15 protein-coding genes are annotated in these 18,091 nt (G+C 43.4%); 10 read left to right on the top strand and 5 right to left on the bottom strand.

All coding sequences use genetic code 11. From position 1 onward, the window contains the following. Positions 1-10 precede the first annotated feature (10 nt). Positions 11-1,105, bottom strand: a complete 1,095-nt coding sequence (serC, locus tag J4N43_RS09335) for a 3-phosphoserine/phosphohydroxythreonine transaminase (RefSeq protein ID WP_031781349.1) — start codon at positions 1,103-1,105, stop codon at positions 11-13. A gap of 137 nt (positions 1,106-1,242) precedes the next feature. Next, positions 1,243-2,511, bottom strand: coding sequence for a DUF945 family protein (locus J4N43_RS09340; RefSeq protein WP_005389614.1), 1,269 nt, complete (start codon positions 2,509-2,511; stop codon positions 1,243-1,245). A gap of 186 nt (positions 2,512-2,697) precedes the next feature. On the opposite strand from J4N43_RS09340, the gene J4N43_RS09345 reads away from it, so the two are divergent. The 3 genes from J4N43_RS09345 to J4N43_RS09355 all read left to right on the top strand — a co-directional run bounded on the left by J4N43_RS09345 (position 2,698) and on the right by J4N43_RS09355 (position 5,972). Next, positions 2,698-4,638 carry an ATP-binding protein gene (locus J4N43_RS09345; RefSeq protein WP_053349539.1) on the top strand — a complete coding sequence of 647 codons (1,941 nt, stop codon included), beginning with the start codon at positions 2,698-2,700 and terminating at the stop codon, positions 4,636-4,638. Beyond that, the gene (locus tag J4N43_RS09350) at positions 4,635-5,132 is read left to right on the top strand and encodes a response regulator (protein WP_005378005.1); all 498 of its coding nucleotides are present in this window, start codon (positions 4,635-4,637) and stop codon (positions 5,130-5,132) included. The genes J4N43_RS09345 and J4N43_RS09350 overlap by 4 nt, the downstream gene beginning before the upstream one ends. Positions 5,133-5,423: 291 nt before the next feature. Next, positions 5,424-5,972, top strand: coding sequence for a hypothetical protein (locus J4N43_RS09355; protein ID WP_005378006.1), 549 nt, complete (start codon positions 5,424-5,426; stop codon positions 5,970-5,972). Between the two features lie 193 nt (positions 5,973-6,165). Here J4N43_RS09355 and J4N43_RS09360 read toward each other — a convergent pair whose 3' ends face one another. Next, positions 6,166-6,753 (bottom strand): TfoX/Sxy family DNA transformation protein, encoded by a 588-nt coding sequence (locus tag J4N43_RS09360; RefSeq protein WP_005378007.1) that lies wholly within the window; start codon positions 6,751-6,753, stop codon positions 6,166-6,168. A gap of 369 nt (positions 6,754-7,122) precedes the next feature. Here J4N43_RS09360 and J4N43_RS09365 point away from each other — a divergent pair, with 369 nt between their 5' ends. The 5 genes from J4N43_RS09365 to J4N43_RS09385 all read left to right on the top strand — a co-directional run bounded on the left by J4N43_RS09365 (position 7,123) and on the right by J4N43_RS09385 (position 12,840). Beyond that, on the top strand, positions 7,123-8,043 hold the full coding sequence (locus J4N43_RS09365; protein WP_005378009.1) for an HDOD domain-containing protein: 921 nt from the start codon (positions 7,123-7,125) through the stop codon (positions 8,041-8,043). Between the two features lie 146 nt (positions 8,044-8,189). Further along, on the top strand, positions 8,190-9,095 hold the full coding sequence (locus J4N43_RS09370; RefSeq protein WP_005378011.1) for a LysO family transporter: 906 nt from the start codon (positions 8,190-8,192) through the stop codon (positions 9,093-9,095). A gap of 208 nt (positions 9,096-9,303) precedes the next feature. Next, a complete protein-coding gene (locus tag J4N43_RS09375; protein WP_017634875.1) occupies positions 9,304-9,816 on the top strand; it encodes a hypothetical protein in 513 nt (170 codons plus the stop codon). 211 nt (positions 9,817-10,027) lie between these two features. Beyond that, positions 10,028-11,674, top strand: coding sequence for a pyridoxal-dependent aspartate 1-decarboxylase PanP (gene panP / locus J4N43_RS09380; RefSeq protein WP_047100728.1), 1,647 nt, complete (start codon positions 10,028-10,030; stop codon positions 11,672-11,674). A gap of 311 nt (positions 11,675-11,985) precedes the next feature. Then, positions 11,986-12,840 (top strand): MurR/RpiR family transcriptional regulator, encoded by an 855-nt coding sequence (locus tag J4N43_RS09385; RefSeq protein WP_005378021.1) that lies wholly within the window; start codon positions 11,986-11,988, stop codon positions 12,838-12,840. Between the two features lie 76 nt (positions 12,841-12,916). Here the strand turns inward: J4N43_RS09385 and J4N43_RS09390 are convergent, their stop codons facing one another. After that, entirely contained in the window at positions 12,917-14,161 is a 1,245-nt protein-coding gene (locus tag J4N43_RS09390; RefSeq protein ID WP_047100729.1) for an iron-containing alcohol dehydrogenase, read from the bottom strand. 377 nt (positions 14,162-14,538) lie between these two features. On the opposite strand from J4N43_RS09390, the gene J4N43_RS09395 reads away from it, so the two are divergent. Both J4N43_RS09395 and J4N43_RS09400 read left to right on the top strand, forming a co-directional pair. Next, positions 14,539-14,805 (top strand): GrxA family glutaredoxin, encoded by a 267-nt coding sequence (locus tag J4N43_RS09395; RefSeq protein ID WP_005378026.1) that lies wholly within the window; start codon positions 14,539-14,541, stop codon positions 14,803-14,805. A gap of 175 nt (positions 14,806-14,980) precedes the next feature. Then, on the top strand, positions 14,981-16,663 hold the full coding sequence (locus tag J4N43_RS09400; RefSeq protein WP_005378028.1) for an aspartate:alanine antiporter: 1,683 nt from the start codon (positions 14,981-14,983) through the stop codon (positions 16,661-16,663). 78 nt (positions 16,664-16,741) lie between these two features. Here J4N43_RS09400 and fabV read toward each other — a convergent pair whose 3' ends face one another. Further along, the gene (gene fabV / locus J4N43_RS09405; RefSeq protein WP_005388648.1) at positions 16,742-17,944 is read right to left on the bottom strand and encodes an enoyl-ACP reductase FabV; all 1,203 of its coding nucleotides are present in this window, start codon (positions 17,942-17,944) and stop codon (positions 16,742-16,744) included. Between the last annotated feature and the right edge of the window lie 147 nt (positions 17,945-18,091).

The raw sequence follows: 18,091 nt of genomic DNA on the forward strand, positions 1-18,091 counted from the left end.
CAGTTTGAGCTTACGCGTAGTTTTTCTCAAACTCTTGCATGAAGTCTACTAACGCTTGAACGCCTTCTAGCGGCATTGCGTTATAAATGGATGCTCGCATACCACCAACTGCTCGGTGACCTTTTAGCGCTTTCAGCCCTTTAGAGTCTGCTAACTCAAGGAAGGTTGCATCCAGTTCAGGCTTAGCAAGTTGAAATGGAACGTTCATCAAAGAACGGTTCGCTGAGTGCACGCCATTACGGTAGAAATCAGACTGATCGATGTAATCATACAGTAGCGCGGCTTTAGCGCGGTTCACTTGCTCAATCGCTTTTACTCCGCCCTGTGCCTTCAGCCATTTGAAAACAAGACCAGACAGGTACCATGCAAAGGTTGGTGGCGTGTTGAACATTGATTCTTTTTCTGCCAAAACAGTGTAATCCAAGATACTTGGTAGAACCTGCTTCGCCATACCTAATAAATCATCGCGCACGATAGCAATAGCAATGCCGGAAGGACCAATATTTTTCTGAGCGCCCGCGTAAATCACACCGTATTTAGACACATCGATCTCACGAGAAAGAATTGTCGAAGACATGTCAGCAACAATCGGTTTGTCGGTGATAGGAAGATCGTTAATCTCAATACCATCAATGGTCTCATTTGGACAGAAGTGAACGTAAGCCGCTTCTGGAGCAATTTTCCATTCACTTGCAGGTAGAACCGCGACTTTCCCGTTGATTTCTGTTTTTGCATCAAACACGTCTGGTTCGCAGTATTTTTTCGCTTCAGCTACCGCGCTTTCAGCCCAATAACCACCATCGATGTAAGTTGCCGTATCGGCATCACCAAGTAAGTTTAGAGGAACAGCAGCAAACTGAGCACGAGCACCACCTTGGCAGAACAGCACTTTATAGTTGTCCGGAATATTCAGAAGATCACGTAAATCCTGCTCGGCTTCTTCTGCAACTTTGATGAACTCTTTGCTTCGGTGGCTGATTTCCATGACCGAAGTGCCAAGACCTTGCCAATCGATTAGTTCCTTTTGTGCTTGCTGCATAACTGCTTTAGGCAGACCTGCTGGCCCTGCACTGAAGTTAAATACGTTGTCCGTATTTTGTTCCATGATGCTCATTGCTCCTGCTATGTAAATATTACGAAATTAATATCACGTTTTCGCAGTGATAAAAACAAGAAAAGAGGTCTTACGACCTCTTTTTAAAGACTAAGCGTTGAATTGGAACAAATTCGCAACAACACGAATTACTGTTGTTGCATCAAAGCAGGCATAAGTAGAGCCACCAATGGGAACTCATGCCCATTTTCGAACTTCAATTTGCCTTCACCAATTTCTGCTTTTAATTGATAACCGCCCTCTACTTTTTCGATCAACTCCATAATAAGGAGCTCATCAATCCCTTCTTGAATAAATGGGTAATGCGTTACTAATTCATCAGAGAAGTAAGTGCTAAGTTCACCAGTAGTGGCCGTCACCAACTTCATTGGATCTTGAGTAATATGCTCAGTACCTTCAGGGATGGATAGTTGCCACTCATTGTGGAACTTGCCGTCACCGAACGCGAGTGAAAGCTCGTTCACGGATAAATCAAAACCTTTGCTAAACAGCGTATCGACATGCGGCAATAAATTCGCAATTTCCTGCTCATCTAACATAGGAGAGCTTTGATAGATAGACATAATTTGATCAAAAGACTGGCTATCCACATCTGCAATTGAGAAATCCAACTTAAAGTTATCGACATCCGTCCCATCAGTTAAACGTAGTTTCTTAGCATCTAGGTTTAATTGACTGTTCAGCTTATCACCAGACTCACTCATCGTAGTGTTACCACGGTAGCTCGCATTTTCAATCAAAAAGACAGGCGTTAAGTTCGCATCAACCACATCTAGCTTCTCTAGAGAGAAAGATTGCTCGCCTAACCAGTAGCCTTTTGCTTGCTTTCCTTTACCTTGCCCTGTCAATGCATTCAGATGAAGCTCTTCACCGTTTTCAAAATCCACTTGAACAGAAGGAACGGAAACTTGGTAATTGAGATCACCCAATACCGTCACATCACCTGTTACTTTTGCAGGGCTTGTAGAAACAGAAACGCCTTGCGCTTCGTTACGATAATGCCAACTGTCTAGGTCGAGGATAAATGCTGTATTGCCATTTAGTTGAGTCTGGCTATGCATCGTGAGAGGCAAAAAGTCATTGTCCACCAATTTTGAATCTGCTGTTAGGCTTGTTAGACCGTGGCTAACATCACTGGTTACGTCAAACGTCGTTGGCATACCATCACGCTCTAACTGCGTTTTAAGCTCAGGATCAACAACTGAATAACGAGTCAGCACGACTGAAGACAAATAGCCACGCTGATACTCGACCACTTCGCCTTTAATCATTTCATCATTCATATTGGTAATACCATCTTCAATGATGGACTGACCAATTTGTCCGACAGCCAATGGCCAACACAGTGCTAATGAGATAGCACCACCAATGGCGCCGATTTTTTTAAGATTTTGCATAACGTCACTTATTAGATATTTTCGGTCAGTCTACCCCAAACCACCTGCGGAGAAAACATTGAGACAAATCAGACTATTGATGCTTATTCTAGTCCATTAATCAGGAATCATACTTGGCTCCCACTCATCATGTCCTTTTATTGTTAAAGTTTGCGTGGCGAAGTTTTAACCGGAGCTAAAACATCTGTGAATCGTTATGCTGTGTTGTGTCTCGACAACAACCCAATCAGTGCTGAACAGTTTCGATTGGAGCTGTCTGCCTTCTCAAGTAAGTTTGATATTTTTTCTGTCGAATCGATAGAAGAGGCTCAAAGCGCTTTAGAGTATCTAGAAGAAAGAGAACAGACTGTTGCTTTAGTTATAGCGAGCCATCACGCTCATTTTAACGGCGTGGATTTTCTTATTGGTTTAGACCGGATGCCACATACCGAGCAAGCAAGAAAAATTCTTATTAGCTGCTCGTCTGATATAGAGGCAATTCTCACTGCCGTTAATGAGGGCAGGCTCGACCACTGCCTCACTAAACCTTTGCCAGATCACGTCTTATTTAACACAGTGCAAAAAGAGCTGACCCAATTTATCTTGCGAAATGGCAAAGAAGACCTGCTAAGTTACAGTCAGATATTGGATCATCACAGCTTGTTGCGAGCGCACATCAATAACCAGATGAGCCATTATCAAGCCGGATTCTTACACGACTACCACTCGATGTCTGATGCCGAGTTAGCCGAGCAAGTGATCTCCGCTCTCCAGCAATTTTTCAAAGATAATGACGAAACAAGAGCGTGCCGTACATACTCACCTGAACACTTATTAACCGTGGAAGGCGAGCCAAATTGCTTTTTGTGGTTTATCACCGAAGGTGAAGTGGCTCTGTACAAGCGCGATGAGCAAGGCATGCAGCGAGAGGTTGTACGCCATAACAAAGGGAATATTGTCGGAGGCATGTCGTTTGTTACTGGGGAATGTTCTTTCTCGACAGCTCTAACACTAACCAAAACAGAAGTTATCAAACTCGATCGCAACGTATTCAATAAAGTGATGCAAAGCGACTCAAACTTACTGCCTCTTTTTACAAACTTGCTTTTACGCCACTTCAACCGCCGATTGCAAAGAAGCATCAACACCAAACTGCAACTTCAAAAAACGCTCGAATCTTTAGAATCAGCCCACCAGCAGCTCATTGAAAGAGAAAAAATGGCGATGCTTGGCCAATTGGTTGCGGGAGTGGCACACGAACTAAACAATCCAGTAGCCGCGATATTGAGGGGCGTAGAGAATTTAACGCATACGCTAGAACGATTACTTAACGATGCGCCCAGTTCCGATATACAAAGCAAAGGCATTGAATTACTGAGCAAAGCGCAAACCTCAAAACCCGCTTCAACCGCCGAGCTCAGATCACGCGTAAAAGCGCTTAGCCATACTCTTCCAGACCGAGCATTGGCAAAAAAAGTGGTGAGCCTTGGATTAGAGTCCGATCAAGAGCTACTTACCCAACTAACGAGAAAGCAGAAAGCGTCTTATCATGCTCTCAATACACTAGAGCAATACCACAAAGCAGGTTCTACACTTCGCTCAATTAATGTCTGTGCAGCACGAATTGCTGATATGGTAAAAAGCCTGAAAGGATATGCTCGGTCAGATGATGAGACCCTGCACTATGCCGATATTCATGAGGGCATTGAAGACACCTTGGTGATTTTCGAGAACAAATTAAAAATGCACCAAGTTTCAACCGACTATGCAAACTTGCCTTCCATCCTTTGTCAACCGATCGCACTCCAACAGGTGTGGACGAACTTGGTCTCTAACGCCATTGACGCATTTCCAGAGAAAGGTGTGTTAAACATACAAACACGCCTTATAGAAAAAGAGCACACACATTATGCCGTTATCTCCTTTGAAGATAATGGATGTGGCATTCCTGAATCGCAAAGAGACGCCATTTTCGAGCTGAACTTCACCACAAAAAAAGAAGGTAATTTTGGCTTAGGCATCGGGCTGTCCATCTGCCAGCAAATCGTAACAGCACACAGAGGGTGGATTGACGTCGAATCAGAGATCGGCCAGTTCACACGAATGACCGTCTGGTTACCAGTCATCGAAGAAGGAGATGAAACATGACCAAGTATCTAATTTTATGTGTCGATGACGAACGAGAAGTCTTGGATAGCGTGCTCCAAGATCTTGCTCCCTTCGAGGAGAACTTTGTCGTCGAAGGAGCGGAATCGGTGACTGAAGCTCGGCAAGTGATTGAGGAGATGGCGGAAGAAGAAGTTCAGCTTGCGCTCATTTTATGTGACCACATTATGCCGGAACAAACTGGGATCAGCTTCTTAATCGAACTCAGTCAAAATGGTGACACAAAAGCAGCGCGCAAAGTTTTACTCACAGGACAAGCTGGTTTGGAAGACACCGTAGAAGCCGTAAATAACGCGAGTCTCGATTATTACATTGCCAAACCTTGGAAAGGTGAAGCATTGAGAAAAGCAATCGTGTCTCAGCTTACCGCGTTTGTGATTGAGAATGATGATAACCTGCTATCCTGGACTCAAATCCTTGATTCTGAGGCAATCCTCAACGCCATGGCAGAAAGAAGAGCAAGCTTTGGCGAGTAATAAAGTGTTTGGTTCTAACTTGAACTCAACGATGCTCATTGCACCACCTAACCTCGCATAGTCGAATGAGGTTAGAAAAACATCGTTACTTGTCCGAGTGAAATTCTCGGACACTACGTATATGGCGTAGTTTTTGCTTAAACCAAGGAACTATTAAGTTAATTGACAAAACATCGACACATTTTTGTTGGTCGTGGACCTTCCTTTTTATTATGATGTCGGACAAATCAGATTACGGTTCAAGTGGTTGCTTGAATCCATGGAAATAATGAACAAGGTTTATCGTTAGTTATGCGTAAAACACTATTAGCCGCTGCCTTACTAGTGGCATCAAGCCATGCCCTAGCTGCAAACGATCGCAATGCGCCAGCAACTATGAGCAACTTTAGCTACGACTATTTCGAAGCACGTATTGGCGCAAGTCCTGTGACATTTGGTGCTGGATTCAGCAAATCAATTCACCCGAACGCGCATGTTATTGCTCGTATTGACTCTGAGTTTGAAAGTGATTTTGACTCAGCTGCAGGCTTTGGCTTCCATTCTCCGCTAAACAACTGGGCAGATCTTACTGGTGAAATGCTAATGCGCGTTGTGCAACCTTCGAATGAGAGCAGCACAGATGTTGGTATGGAGCTGAACTTAGGTGTTCGCCAATGGTTGGGCCCTCAATTAGAAGTAGGCGGCAAAGTCGGCTACGTTTCTATCGATAACGATGACGATTGGACTGGCTCTGCCTACGCTCGATTCCACTCAACAGAGCTTTTCTCTTTGGGTGCTGAAGCACGTATCAACGATTTTTACGGTGATCAGGTAATGTTCACTACGCGTTTTAAGTTTTAAGATTTGTGCTGTAAGAAAAGAGCAAATTAAAAAAACAAAAACCGAGGTCTCTGCCTCGGTTTTTTTGTCTAATTTAATGACTAACTCAATGAAGTGGTAAAAAACTTCAACGTCCTTTTTCCGCTTTTCACACTTGCCTTTACGACCCGCTAACTCCATCGAAACGAGTCAATCATTGTGCGATCAGCTTCGCTTAGTCACACAGTGCCAATAACTGTTTTTTACGCGGCTCTTGGATCAGTTTCCAATGTACGCCATCAGTTGCACCAGCAAATTTCCACAGTAGCTTTACATCAACATCATTACCGTAAGCTGTTTTAACTTTGTTGAAGACTTTTACAGGTCCAAGTTCTAAAAAGGTTTCTACGTCATCAACACCGGCTTTCTTGACCATACGTTCAAGGGTTAGTTGCATGTTGGGTAAGTCTCTTAAGCGTCTACTGGCAGAGGACTTTTGATATTTCCGTTCCTTAATTGAGTATTCAATTGATTTCTGTACCAGTTCATCAAGCCCTACATATCCGGATTCGAATAAATCGGTTACATCATAATAATTTACGGTTGCCGTCGTCTGTTTTTTGACGTGCTTATACTTCTCACAGCTCAGTTGAGTAAACACTTCATCTAGCCCATTACCACCACGTAAGTAGCAGCAATCATTGCTGACAAGCGCAAACATAGCATCATCGGTGAATAAACCAATACCACCGAACATAGAACGTTTTTGGTACTCACTGAAGGTGCGTACATATTTAAAAAAAGCTTGGTCTGTCATGTCCATTGACCTCTTTAATCTGAATAAATTACCCCGATTAGCGATGTCACCAGATAAACAGCAGCTTATAGCGAATTATAAATGTCGATTTGTTGGCGATATTTTTGTGAGTTGTGCTCACCAACTTGCTTAATCATACTTAACGTTGAAAAATAAGTTAGGACATAGGTCACATATAAAAAAGTATAAATTCTGCATACGTGATTAGTTTCACACTTATTGTTTGTGTGGTGATATTTTTTTGACGCATAGCATGCCTAAAACACGCCATCATTATGATCTCGCTGGCAATTACGGGCACATAATACGCATTTAATTGATAAAGAATACGCTGTAAGGGTACACTGTACGAAAGATCTCAAGTACAGCGTCACAATGGAACATTTATCATTTTTTTGGCTGCCAAATAATAAAGATAAGCTTATAAACGCACTGGAATCCGAGTTTGCTCAGCTGGTAGAACAGTCCATCGCCACGGGTAAGATTTCGTTACCTCCTATTCCTGATGTCGTGCTTAAAATTCAGCAGTTATGTGTCGAAGAACACACCACGATTGCCGATGTTGCTAACTGTTTATTGGAAGATCCCGGATTAGCAGCGGTCGTTTTACGAGTCGCTAACTCTGTGATTTTCAATCGCAGAAATATCACCTGCAACGACTTAACTACAGCGGTATCTCGTCTCGGAATACTTCGTGTACGTGATATTGTTACCGCACAAGCGATCGAGCAACTTAAACACTCAGTTAATCTCACTAAAGAATGCAATGCCATCTTGGTGAAGAGTGCGGCGATATCGCGTGAGCTCGGTGCCGTCATGGTGATGTTGGTTCAATCGTTTCGTAGCCACGAGCCAGGCACTTATGGTCATCTAGAGCAAGAAAAGGCGTTATTGGTCGGTCTATTAGCCGATATAGGGTTATTTTGCCTAATTAATGAGTACCACTTGTACTTAGATAGGGGCAATTACTTAGACCCAGATATTGCATTGCAGATCTTCCAAACACGTTGTTCTGCCACAAGTAAACTGGTACTTGAGCGTTGGGGGTTTGACAACGACTTCAGAGAAGTATCCTCAAACGAAAAATACGAATTAACGCGACCAGAAGTGAGTTATCTCGACATCGCTAGAATTGCGCATCATTTATTGATGTTCCGCAATCACGATGAACGCATTGACGAACATGAAGTTGAATTCAACTTAACTGGTGCAGAAGTCTTGTATGAACTTAGTAACATGAGTGATACTGACTTCAATGATCAAATCCGTGCTGTACTGAATGCTAGCGGTTTGTAATTTATCGTTTTCTGATAATACCTTATCCGTGATAAAACGATTCGCTCAAGGCTGGGCTGTGTGTGGTGAAATGTCTCTAATTTCAACCGATAGATAATTTGATTTATGCGTGTTGATGTTATCTCAAAAAGGAATCATTGAGCTTTATGTTCTCAGGGATGCTATTTATTTTCGCTCCGCTTGTGGTGGGGTATCTAATTCCTATATCTCGATCTTCGTTATTGGAGAAGATCAATCAGTCAACGTCCTACCTTATTTACGTCATTTTGTCGTTGATGGGTCTTAGCTTAGCGGCGCTCGATAATTTAAGCAGCAACTTACAAAGTATTCTCCTCTATGCGAGTACGTTTTTTTTGTGTCTAAGTGCCTGCAACCTGTTGGCTCTGCCTATTATTGATAAAATTATTCCACTCCAGACCAATCAGAATCAAAAGAAGTTACCGTTATCTTCGATGGCTTTAGAGTCTGTTAAGCTTATCGTGGTCGTTGGCGGCGGGTTAGTGGTTGGCCTGCTGTTACCCATTGATTTAAGTTGGGTAGATACAGCAAGCGAATGGATACTCTTTCTACTTCTATTTTTTATTGGTATTCAGCTGCGCAATAGTGGACTTACTCTGCGTCAAATCCTATTAAATAAACAAGGAATGGCCATTGCGGCTGTTGTCATCGCAACATGTATGCTTGGTGGCGTTCTTGCAGCGGTGCTTTTGGATCTTCCTCTTTATCAAGCACTCGCAATGGCTTCAGGTTTTGGCTGGTATTCACTCGCAGGTATTTTAATGGGTGACGCTTTTGGTCCGGTATTTGGTGGCGCGTCGTTCTTGATTGAATTGATGAGAGAGCTAGTCGCACTGGTTGCCATTCCTCTCTTTATTCGTAGCTATCCGTGCACCGCAATCGGTTATGCCGGTGCAACAGCAATGGACTTCACCCTACCCGTTATTCAAACCACCGGTGGTGTGCGTTGTGTTCCTGTTGCTATCGTTAGCGGCTTTATTTTGAGTTTATTGGTACCAGTTATGATGCTTTTCTTTGTATCACTTGCTAGCTAGATCTCAGGTTTTCGCTTTAACATCCATTACAATACGGCAAAAATTTAAATACCCAGTTAACGTCAAAGTGGTCAATATTTTTTGGCAAGCCCCCTCTTTCTTTTCGTCATTCAGCCCAACGATTTGTCACGACCAAATAGAAAGAAGGGAGAAACATCAAATGATGCGCATTGCGTTAATAAAGGGATAACAACCAGAAGGAAGAAGAATGAAACGCTTTGTCGTTGCAGCGCTCCTCGCTACAAGCTCAACTTTTACACTTGCCGCAGATCAACAATGTCTTGCTAGCAAATACGATGGCTACGTCGATGCCTCACTACAGTGGTATCAAGATCTTGTTGATTTGACGGTTACCCAATATCCAGATCTGAAAGAAGTTAGCCAATGGTTCTTGGATGGACGTAAACATCACTTTGAATTAAACCGCGAAGCGGTTCACTACTTTCTAGAGAACGACCCTAGCCGCGTTGCGACGGAACAGCCAATCGAAGCATGGTTAAAACTAGAGCAACATGACGTTAAGCAGTTAGCGACCCGAAGCGATAAGTTAGGTGAAGTTGCAAAACAGACATTTAGCGACCGTCAATCAACTAACCATCCAAAAAACTACGAGCTTCGTTCAGCATTCGCTGATCTGCTTAGTCATCCCCAACAAATTGATACCGCACTTAATAAGTACAATCAGTCAATAGAAAAGATTGAAAAGCAGAAATGTGACTAAGATTGCTCGCATTAGTCGTTGATTAGCATTCGATAACATCAGAGTGTTTTAACGTACTCAATCTAGAATTTTTTAATGTGAATATCGTAACCTTCACCTAAAATTTTCATTTCTACAACTTGGGTTTCAACAATTAAAACGGGACTTTGCGCCCGTTTTAGTTTAGATTGTGCCGCTCGCATTACCAAAATAACTACAAAGATTCTTTGCTATGGTTAAGGAACAAAAAACCGCTGATGTTAGCTTTGAGAGCTTGCTAAAGATCTTCACTGTCCCAGAAGGTCCGGACTCAACGTTAACTAAAATTGACGAGAGCCTCTCGCGAAATCTAAATCAATTTCTTCGTGAACACATCGTGGCAGAAGAAAAGCCTTTACGCGAAATCGAAAAAGACTTTTCTTCTGCTCAGATTCCTGAGCAGCCAGAGTTCGTGTCAGATCATACAGAGCACTTACTCGACACTTTGGTGTCGCACTCAGTTCACACATCTTCACCAAGCTTCATTGGTCATATGACATCGGCACTGCCTTATTTCTTGATGCCACTGTCAAAGATCATGATCGCCTTAAACCAAAACCTGGTAAAAATAGAGACTTCCAAAGCCTTTACGCCACTTGAGCGTCAAGTTTTGGGTATGCTGCATCGCTTGATATATGGTCAGAATGATACGTTTTACAATCAGTGGATGCACAGTGCAAACCACTCATTAGGCGCATTTTGTTCCGGCGGCACCATTGCCAATATCACTGCGCTTTGGGTAGCACGTAACAAAGCGTTAAGAGCCAATGGCTCATTTAAAGGCGTGGAGAAGGAAGGCCTTTTTAAAGCCATGAAGCACTATGGCTATGATGGCTTAGCGGTGCTAGTGTCTGAGCGTGGTCACTACTCCCTTAAGAAAGCAGCCGATGTATTAGGGCTAGGCCAAGAGGGCTTGGTTGCGGTTAAAACCGATGCCAACAACCGTATTATTGTCGACGACCTTAAAGCGAAAATTGTTGAGCTCGAAAAACAAAACATCAAGCCTATTGCTGTTATTGGTGTGGCTGGCACAACAGAGACAGGTAATGTTGATCCATTGCCTGAAATCGCTGAAGTCTGCCAAGCTCACGGCTGTCACTTCCATGTGGATGCCGCATGGGGTGGCGCAACACTGATGTCTAACCATCACCGTCATCTTCTTAAAGGTGTGGAAATGGCAGACTCAGTAACTATTGATGCACACAAGCAGCTCTATATCCCGATGGGCGCTGGTATGGTTCTGTTCAAAGACCCTGACGCAATGAAATCCATAGAGCATCACGCTCAATATATATTGCGCAAAGGTTCAAAAGACCTAGGCAGCCATACACTAGAAGGCTCACGTTCGGGCATGGCGATGTTGGTCTACGCCGCAATGCACATCATAAGTCGCCCAGGTTACGAGCTTCTGATTGACCAAAGCATTGAAAAAGCTCGATACTTTGCGGATTTAATCAAACAGCAAGATGATTTCGAGTTAGTTTCTGAACCAGAGCTTTGTCTGCTCACATACCGTTATTTGCCGCCATTCATCCGTGAAGCATTAGCACAAGCAGAAGGCTCACAAAAAGAACAACTGAATGAGCTGATCAATGAGTTAACACAGTTTATTCAAAAGCGTCAGCGCGAAACGGGCAAATCGTTCGTTTCACGTACAAGACTGAACCCAGACCAATGGCAACGCATGAATACGATAGTGTTTCGAGTGGTTTTGGCAAATCCACTGACCACAAAAGAAATTTTGAGCTCAGTGCTTGATGAACAACGCGAAATCGCCAAGCAAGCACCAAATTTGATGAAAAGAATTCAACAGCTGGTTGTTGATATTCAATCGTCTTAACAGCCAGATCGAGTTACATCAATTTGAAATTTTTTTTCGTTTTGATGTAACTCAAACATCATTATCGTGCGACTAGCGCAACAAAACTTCGTTTACACATCCAATTCTGTAGTTTTTACAACATTTTGTTTGAGGCCTGTCAAATTCTCACTAAATAGTACCCGTTATTGGTTTAGACTGATTGAAGATCAGGTTTATACTGATTCTATGGCGCTGGTTGTTTTCGTTAACGCCCCACTCTACTCCGGAATCTTCGTGTTTCCTTTCGTTAGCAGAGCCAGCGAGTTGTTCTCTATACCCTCGTGAACACTATGAATACATTAGAAAAAATTCAAAAAAACCTGGAGAATTTCAGTAAGTCAGAGCGCAAAGTTGCGGAAGTAATTATGGCGTCTCCACAAACTGCAATTCATTCAAGCATTGCAACGCTGGCTAAAATGGCCGACGTTAGTGAGCCCACTGTAAACCGCTTCTGTCGTCGTCTGGACACCAAGGGCTTTCCAGATTTTAAGCTTCACTTGGCACAGAGCCTAGCCAACGGCACCCCTTACGTTAACCGTAATGTGGAAGAAGACGATGGCCCAGACGCGTACACCCATAAGATTTTCGAATCGACGATGGCGTGTTTAGATGTCGCGAAAAATAGCCTAGATCCAATGCAAGTGAACCGTGCGGTCGATTTGCTAACGCAAGCGAAGCGCATTTCATTCTTTGGCCTTGGTGCATCATCTTCTGTTGCCCGAGACGCACAAAACAAGTTTATTCGCTTTAATATTCCAATTACTTGTTTTGAAGATATTGTTATGCAGCGCATGAGTTGTATCAACTGCAGTGATAATGATGTTGTGGTTCTTATTTCTCATACCGGTCGAACAAAGAGTCAGGTAGAAATAGCGAACCTTGCTCGTGAAAATGGCGCAACGGTTATTGCGATTACAGCGAAGGATTCTCCTCTAGAAAAGGCAAGCTCGCTGGCCATCACGCTCGATATTCCAGAAGATACCGACGTTTACATGCCAATGGCAAGCCGAGTTGTACAAATGACAGTGATTGATGTGCTAGCAACTGGCTTCACTCTTCGCCGTGGTACAGGTTTCCGTGAGAACCTAAAACGCGTAAAAGATGCGTTGAAAGACAGTCGCTATGACAAACTAAGCCAGTACTAAGCACTAAAGCTTAGTCAATACTTTATCTAGGGGAGCTCAAGGCTCCCCTTTTGTTTTAATGCTGCTAAGGGAGCAATCACCCTAAGTCGTTGACACTCGATAAGTCCGTTCTTGATTCCAGTACTTCAACAGAACTGACATGTTGTGCACTCTCAGCTGCGCACTCTCCGCTACAATCACAGACTTGCTGTAATATGTGTATCAAACGTTCTTGATTAAGAGGTAAAGGATTCCCTTTGATTGCCATTGATTTAAGCGCATCATTCGCCACTTGCTCAAAAGAGGTTTGGCATACTCCAAATTGAGCCAGTAGCGGTAACGCTAACTTATCTAGCACCATATTTACCCAAAGAATTCCATCGTGTTCGTTAGCATTTACTCGCTCAGTGACTAATTGGGCCAGCTTGCGATAACGACTTATCACATCATTCCTACCCGCGAGTTTAGCGGCGTTAATGTTCTCCTGCATCACGTGCGGAGCTAGGCGAGCCGTAATAACGCTATGGGGGGCGTCTAACTTGCCTCCTAACGCCGATGCTAACCCATGAGCGGCACCTAATTTGGCATTAGTAATCGCCATACCACCAAGCAATGCAGCGAACGATAAATCAGAGCGCGCCTTATGATTATCTTGCTTACAAGCGGCAATCACTGAACGGCTTAAACGGCGTAGCCCCTCTTCGCAGACCATATCAGTAAGAGGGTTTGGCTCACCACACACATACGCTTCCATTAAATGAGTGAACGCATCCATTGCGCCACGTCCAGATGTGTATTGGTCGGTCCCGTAAGTAAGTGTCGGGTCTACAATGGCAACGTCTGCGAGCATATCAGGGCTTCGAAGACTCACTTTCACTTTATCTTGTCCAGATTTCAGCACAGCATTTCTGGTCACTTCTGAACCGGTGCTTGCTGTCGTAGGAATTGCAATAAAATGAAGAGGCTTTGCTTTTAAAGGGACGCTTCTTCCTACCACTTCTACGTAATCGTAAACATTGCCTTGATTGGGAATAATGGCAGCTAAGGCTTTGCCCATATCGATGACGCTGCCACCACCTATCGCAACCACCATATCAGGTTGGAATTTTCTACCGAGCACTGCGGTCTCTTCTACCATCGTGATGTATGGTTCACCAACGATAGCTACGTGCTGGTAACGCATATTTTGAGATTTAAGATATTGGATAATGGGGGCGGCTCGTTGGGTATCCTGCCCAGTGACCAGCAAAACACTGTAGCCAAATTGGTTAATAACGGATAATGAAGATTGAAGTGCACCTTCACCAAATATAATCCTTGTTGCAGTCATAAACTGAAACATACACACCCTCCCAAAAGAATATCCCCAAATAACCTCTCGCCCTCTGATTTAACACTTATGTTAGAGTTGAAGTTATTTGCGTATAGCCAAAATAGATTGCTATTTTTTTAAACAAAAAAAATTGACCAATTCCACCTTGCCATCATTAACCCTTTAGAATGTATGTTTTTTATGCGTCACTTCACATACTTCAGAGCCGTAAAATAAGAACACGCGTTTAGTTTTTATTCGATAGATTTCACCTATAGAACCAAGAGGTAATTGCCACTTTATTTCCGTATCTGGATCGGGCATAGTTACTCCAACAAAAGAAAGCGCACTCAGCCGCTATGTTTTGTACGCTTTCAAAAAAGAATAGATTTAGGAGAAATAAGATTATGTTCGTTGTTATCTTTGGTCGCCCTGCATGTCCTTTCTGTGTTCGTGCAAAAGAGCACGCAGAAACGCTAAAAGCAAAACGTGATGACTTCAACTACCGTTACGTTGATATTCACGCTGAAGGTATTTCTAAAGCAGATCTTGAGAAAACAGTTGGTAAACCAGTTGAAACCGTTCCTCAGATCTTTATCGACCAAGAGCATATCGGTGGCTGCGACGAGTTCGAAGCATACGCGAAAGAGCACCTAGGTCTATTTGACGAGTAATAAAGACTGTTTTCAAAAAAGCCGCTTCATGCGGCTTTTTTATTATTTTTCAGCTGGTTATTACGTTAAGTCAACTAATGGTAAAACCTAAAAAAATTCACTTATCTTTTTGCTATATTTAGTTACAATTCACAGTTCTTAATCTTTTTTGGCACACACTCTACCGAGCCACACAGTGAACATAGACGTCGTATACCTTCTTGAGCAAAACCCTATCCTTCTAATCTTCGTCGTATTAGCCATTGGCCTTGCCATCGGAAAAATTCGATTTGGCAAATTACAATTAGGCAACTCTATTGGCGTTCTTATTACCTCTTTGGTAATGGGCCACCTTGGTTTCTCATTTAATGCAGAAGCTTTAACCATTGGCTTTATGCTGTTTATCTACTGCGTTGGCATTGAAGCTGGACCAAACTTTTTTGGTATATTCTTCAGAGATGGTAAGCATTATTTTATTTTAAGCATGACTGTTCTCGTGTCTGCGGTCAGCTTAACGTATGGCTTGAGTCACTATTTCGGCCTCGATTTTGGCTTATCCGCCGGTATGATGGCAGGCGCATTGACCGCAACGCCAGTACTGGTTGGTGCACAAGATGCCCTTAACTCTGGCCTTGCGACTATACCGCGGAATATGGAATTTTCTCTGGTATTAGAAAATCTATCCGTAGGCTACGCGATGGCTTATCTGGTCGGCTTAATTAGCATGATCATGTTTGCTAAATTGTTGCCAAAACTGCAAAAACAAAACCTTTCTGATTCCGCGCAGCAAATCGCACAAGAGCGTGGCCTTGGAAATTCAAGCCAGAGAAAAGTGTATTTACCCATTATTCGAGCTTACCGAGTGGGCCCAGAGCTAATTGACTGGACTGATGGTAAAAACTTGCGAGAACTGGGTATTTATCGTCAAACTGGCTGTTACATTGAACGAATCCGTCGCAATGGTATTCTCGCCCACCCAGATGGTGATGCTATCTTGCAAGAGGGAGATGAAATTGCACTGGTTGGCTTCCCTGACAGCCATGCTCGCTTAGACCCTAGCTTCCGTAATGGTAAAGAAGTATTCGACCGTAACTTGCTTGATTTGCGCATCGTTGAAGAAGAAATCGTCGTAAAAAGTGACGCTATCGCTGGTAAGCGTTTATCGGATTTGAATTTGTCTGAGTTTGGCTGTTTCTTAAACCGCGTAGTTCGCGCTCAGATTGAAATGCCTATGGACTTAGACATTGTGCTCGCTAAAGGGGACGTCCTTCAAGTGAGCGGCGAGAAAAGCCGAGTACATGGACTGGCGGAAAAAATCGGTTTCATCTCGATCCACAGTCAAATGGCCGATTTGCTCGCTTTTTGTAGCTTCTTTATTTTGGGTATTCTGTTCGGCCTCATCACAATGACGTTCGGTCAGGTGTCTTTCAGTTTGGGTAATGCGGTGGGTCTTCTGTTGTCCGGTATTACGCTTGGTTTCTTACGAGCAAATCACCCTACTTTCGGTTATGTCCCACAAGGGGCGCTGAATATGGTCAAAGATCTAGGGTTAATGTTCTTTATGGTGGGAATTGGTCTAAGTGCAGGTGGAAAGATGTTCGAGCACCTAACGCAAGTAGGACCAAAAGTCATTGGTTTGGCATTTATTGTCAGTGTTGTGCCTGTGGTTCTGGCTTACTTAGTTGGCGCACACGTACTCAAGATGAACCGTGCCCTGCTCTTCGGTGCCATTATTGGCGCCCGTACTTGCGCTCCAGCTATGGATGTCGTTAACGACTACGCTAAGTCCACCATCCCAGCCCTTGGTTATGCGGGTACATATGCGATTGCGAATATTTTAATGACGCTAGCTGGTACGATTCTGATAATACTAAGTTAATACTCACTTTGACTATGAAATACAAAAAGGCGCTCAATGAGCGCCTTTTGTTTATTGGTTATCTAGTCTGTGATTCGATTAGATTTGAATGAAGTCTGCTTCAACTGCTGGATTCACATCCGCTTCGTAATCTACGCCTTCAACGCCGAAACCAAATAGTTTCAAGAACTCTTCTTTGTACTCAACGTAGTCAGTCAGCTCTTTTAGGTTCTCAGTCGTAATTTGAGGCCATAGCTCACGACAGTGCTGCTGAATGTCGTCACGAAGTTCCCAGTCATCCAGACGTAGGCGGTTCATCTCATCAACTTCTGCCGCGCTACCGTCTTCTTTGTATAGACGTTGGCTGAACATACGGTAGATTTGTTCCATACAGCCTTCGTGTACACCTTCTTCGCGCATTTTCTTGAATACCATTGCGATGTACAGTGGCATAACAGGAATTGCAGAACTCGCCTGAGTTACAACAGATTTAAGTACCGCAACATTGGCACTACCACCTGTTGCTGCTAACTTGTCGTTTAGCGCTTTCGCTGCACGGTCTAGGTCCATTTTTGCTTTACCTAGTGCACCATCCCAATAAATTGGCCAAGTTAGCTCAGTACCAATGTAGCTGTACGCGACGGTCTTACAACCTTCAGCAAGAACACCAGCATCAGACAACGCATTGATCCAAAGTTCCCAATCTTCACCGCCCATTACCGTGACAGTGTCTTTGATTTCTTCTTCTGTTGCAGGCTCAACGCTAGCTTCGATGATCACATCTTTGTTGGTATCAACAGCCGTTGATGTGTAAGTTTCACCGATAGGTTTAAGAGATGAACGAACTAATTCACCAGTTTCTGGCATTTTACGTACTGGAGATGCCAGTGAGTAAACCACCATATCGATTTGACCTAAGTCTTCTTTGATCAGCTCGATAGTTTTCTGTTTCGCTTCATTTGAGAAAGCGTCGCCGTTTAAGCTTTTTGCGTACAGACCTTCTTCACGCGCTAGCTTTTCAAAAGCAGCGGCATTGTAAAAACCTGCTGTACCTGGCTTCTTCTCAGTACCTTCTTTTTCGAAGAAAACACCGATAGTTGATGCACCGCCACCAAATGCCGCAGCGATACGAGAAGATAGACCGTAGCCACTTGATGCACCAACAACAAGAACACGCTTAGGTGCGTTTTTGATTGGACCTTGCGCTTTGGTGTACGCAATTTGTTCTTTTACGTTAGCTTCACAACCAACAGGGTGCGTTGTAGTACAGATAAATCCACGAATTCTAGGTTTGATGATCATATTCAACTTCCTTTAAAAAACCTTGTTAGGATAAAAGTTTCGTTGGGATTTCGCATCTAATTTCTGTAAAAATGCTCTTAAAAGGCAAGTGGTTGGAGCACTATCCCACCATCCACTCCCCAAGAATACAAAAAAGCACCTCATTGA

The organism is Vibrio sp. SCSIO 43009, assembly GCF_023716525.1.
GTDB classification, from domain to species: Bacteria; Pseudomonadota; Gammaproteobacteria; order Enterobacterales; family Vibrionaceae; genus Vibrio; species Vibrio alginolyticus.

Coding starts and splice junctions, on each gene's coding strand:
- serC (WP_031781349.1), bottom strand. CDS start 1,105: ATGGAACAAAATACGGACAACGTATTTAACTTCAGTGCAGGGCCAGCA.
- J4N43_RS09340 (WP_005389614.1), bottom strand. CDS start 2,511: ATGCAAAATCTTAAAAAAATCGGCGCCATTGGTGGTGCTATCTCATTA.
- J4N43_RS09350 (WP_005378005.1), top strand. CDS start 4,635: ATGACCAAGTATCTAATTTTATGTGTCGATGACGAACGAGAAGTCTTG.
- J4N43_RS09355 (WP_005378006.1), top strand. CDS start 5,424: ATGCGTAAAACACTATTAGCCGCTGCCTTACTAGTGGCATCAAGCCAT.
- J4N43_RS09360 (WP_005378007.1), bottom strand. CDS start 6,753: ATGGACATGACAGACCAAGCTTTTTTTAAATATGTACGCACCTTCAGT.
- J4N43_RS09365 (WP_005378009.1), top strand. CDS start 7,123: ATGGAACATTTATCATTTTTTTGGCTGCCAAATAATAAAGATAAGCTT.
- J4N43_RS09370 (WP_005378011.1), top strand. CDS start 8,190: ATGTTCTCAGGGATGCTATTTATTTTCGCTCCGCTTGTGGTGGGGTAT.
- J4N43_RS09375 (WP_017634875.1), top strand. CDS start 9,304: ATGAAACGCTTTGTCGTTGCAGCGCTCCTCGCTACAAGCTCAACTTTT.
- panP (WP_047100728.1), top strand. CDS start 10,028: ATGGTTAAGGAACAAAAAACCGCTGATGTTAGCTTTGAGAGCTTGCTA.
- J4N43_RS09385 (WP_005378021.1), top strand. CDS start 11,986: ATGAATACATTAGAAAAAATTCAAAAAAACCTGGAGAATTTCAGTAAG.
- J4N43_RS09390 (WP_047100729.1), bottom strand. CDS start 14,161: ATGTTTCAGTTTATGACTGCAACAAGGATTATATTTGGTGAAGGTGCA.
- J4N43_RS09395 (WP_005378026.1), top strand. CDS start 14,539: ATGTTCGTTGTTATCTTTGGTCGCCCTGCATGTCCTTTCTGTGTTCGT.
- fabV (WP_005388648.1), bottom strand. CDS start 17,944: ATGATCATCAAACCTAGAATTCGTGGATTTATCTGTACTACAACGCAC.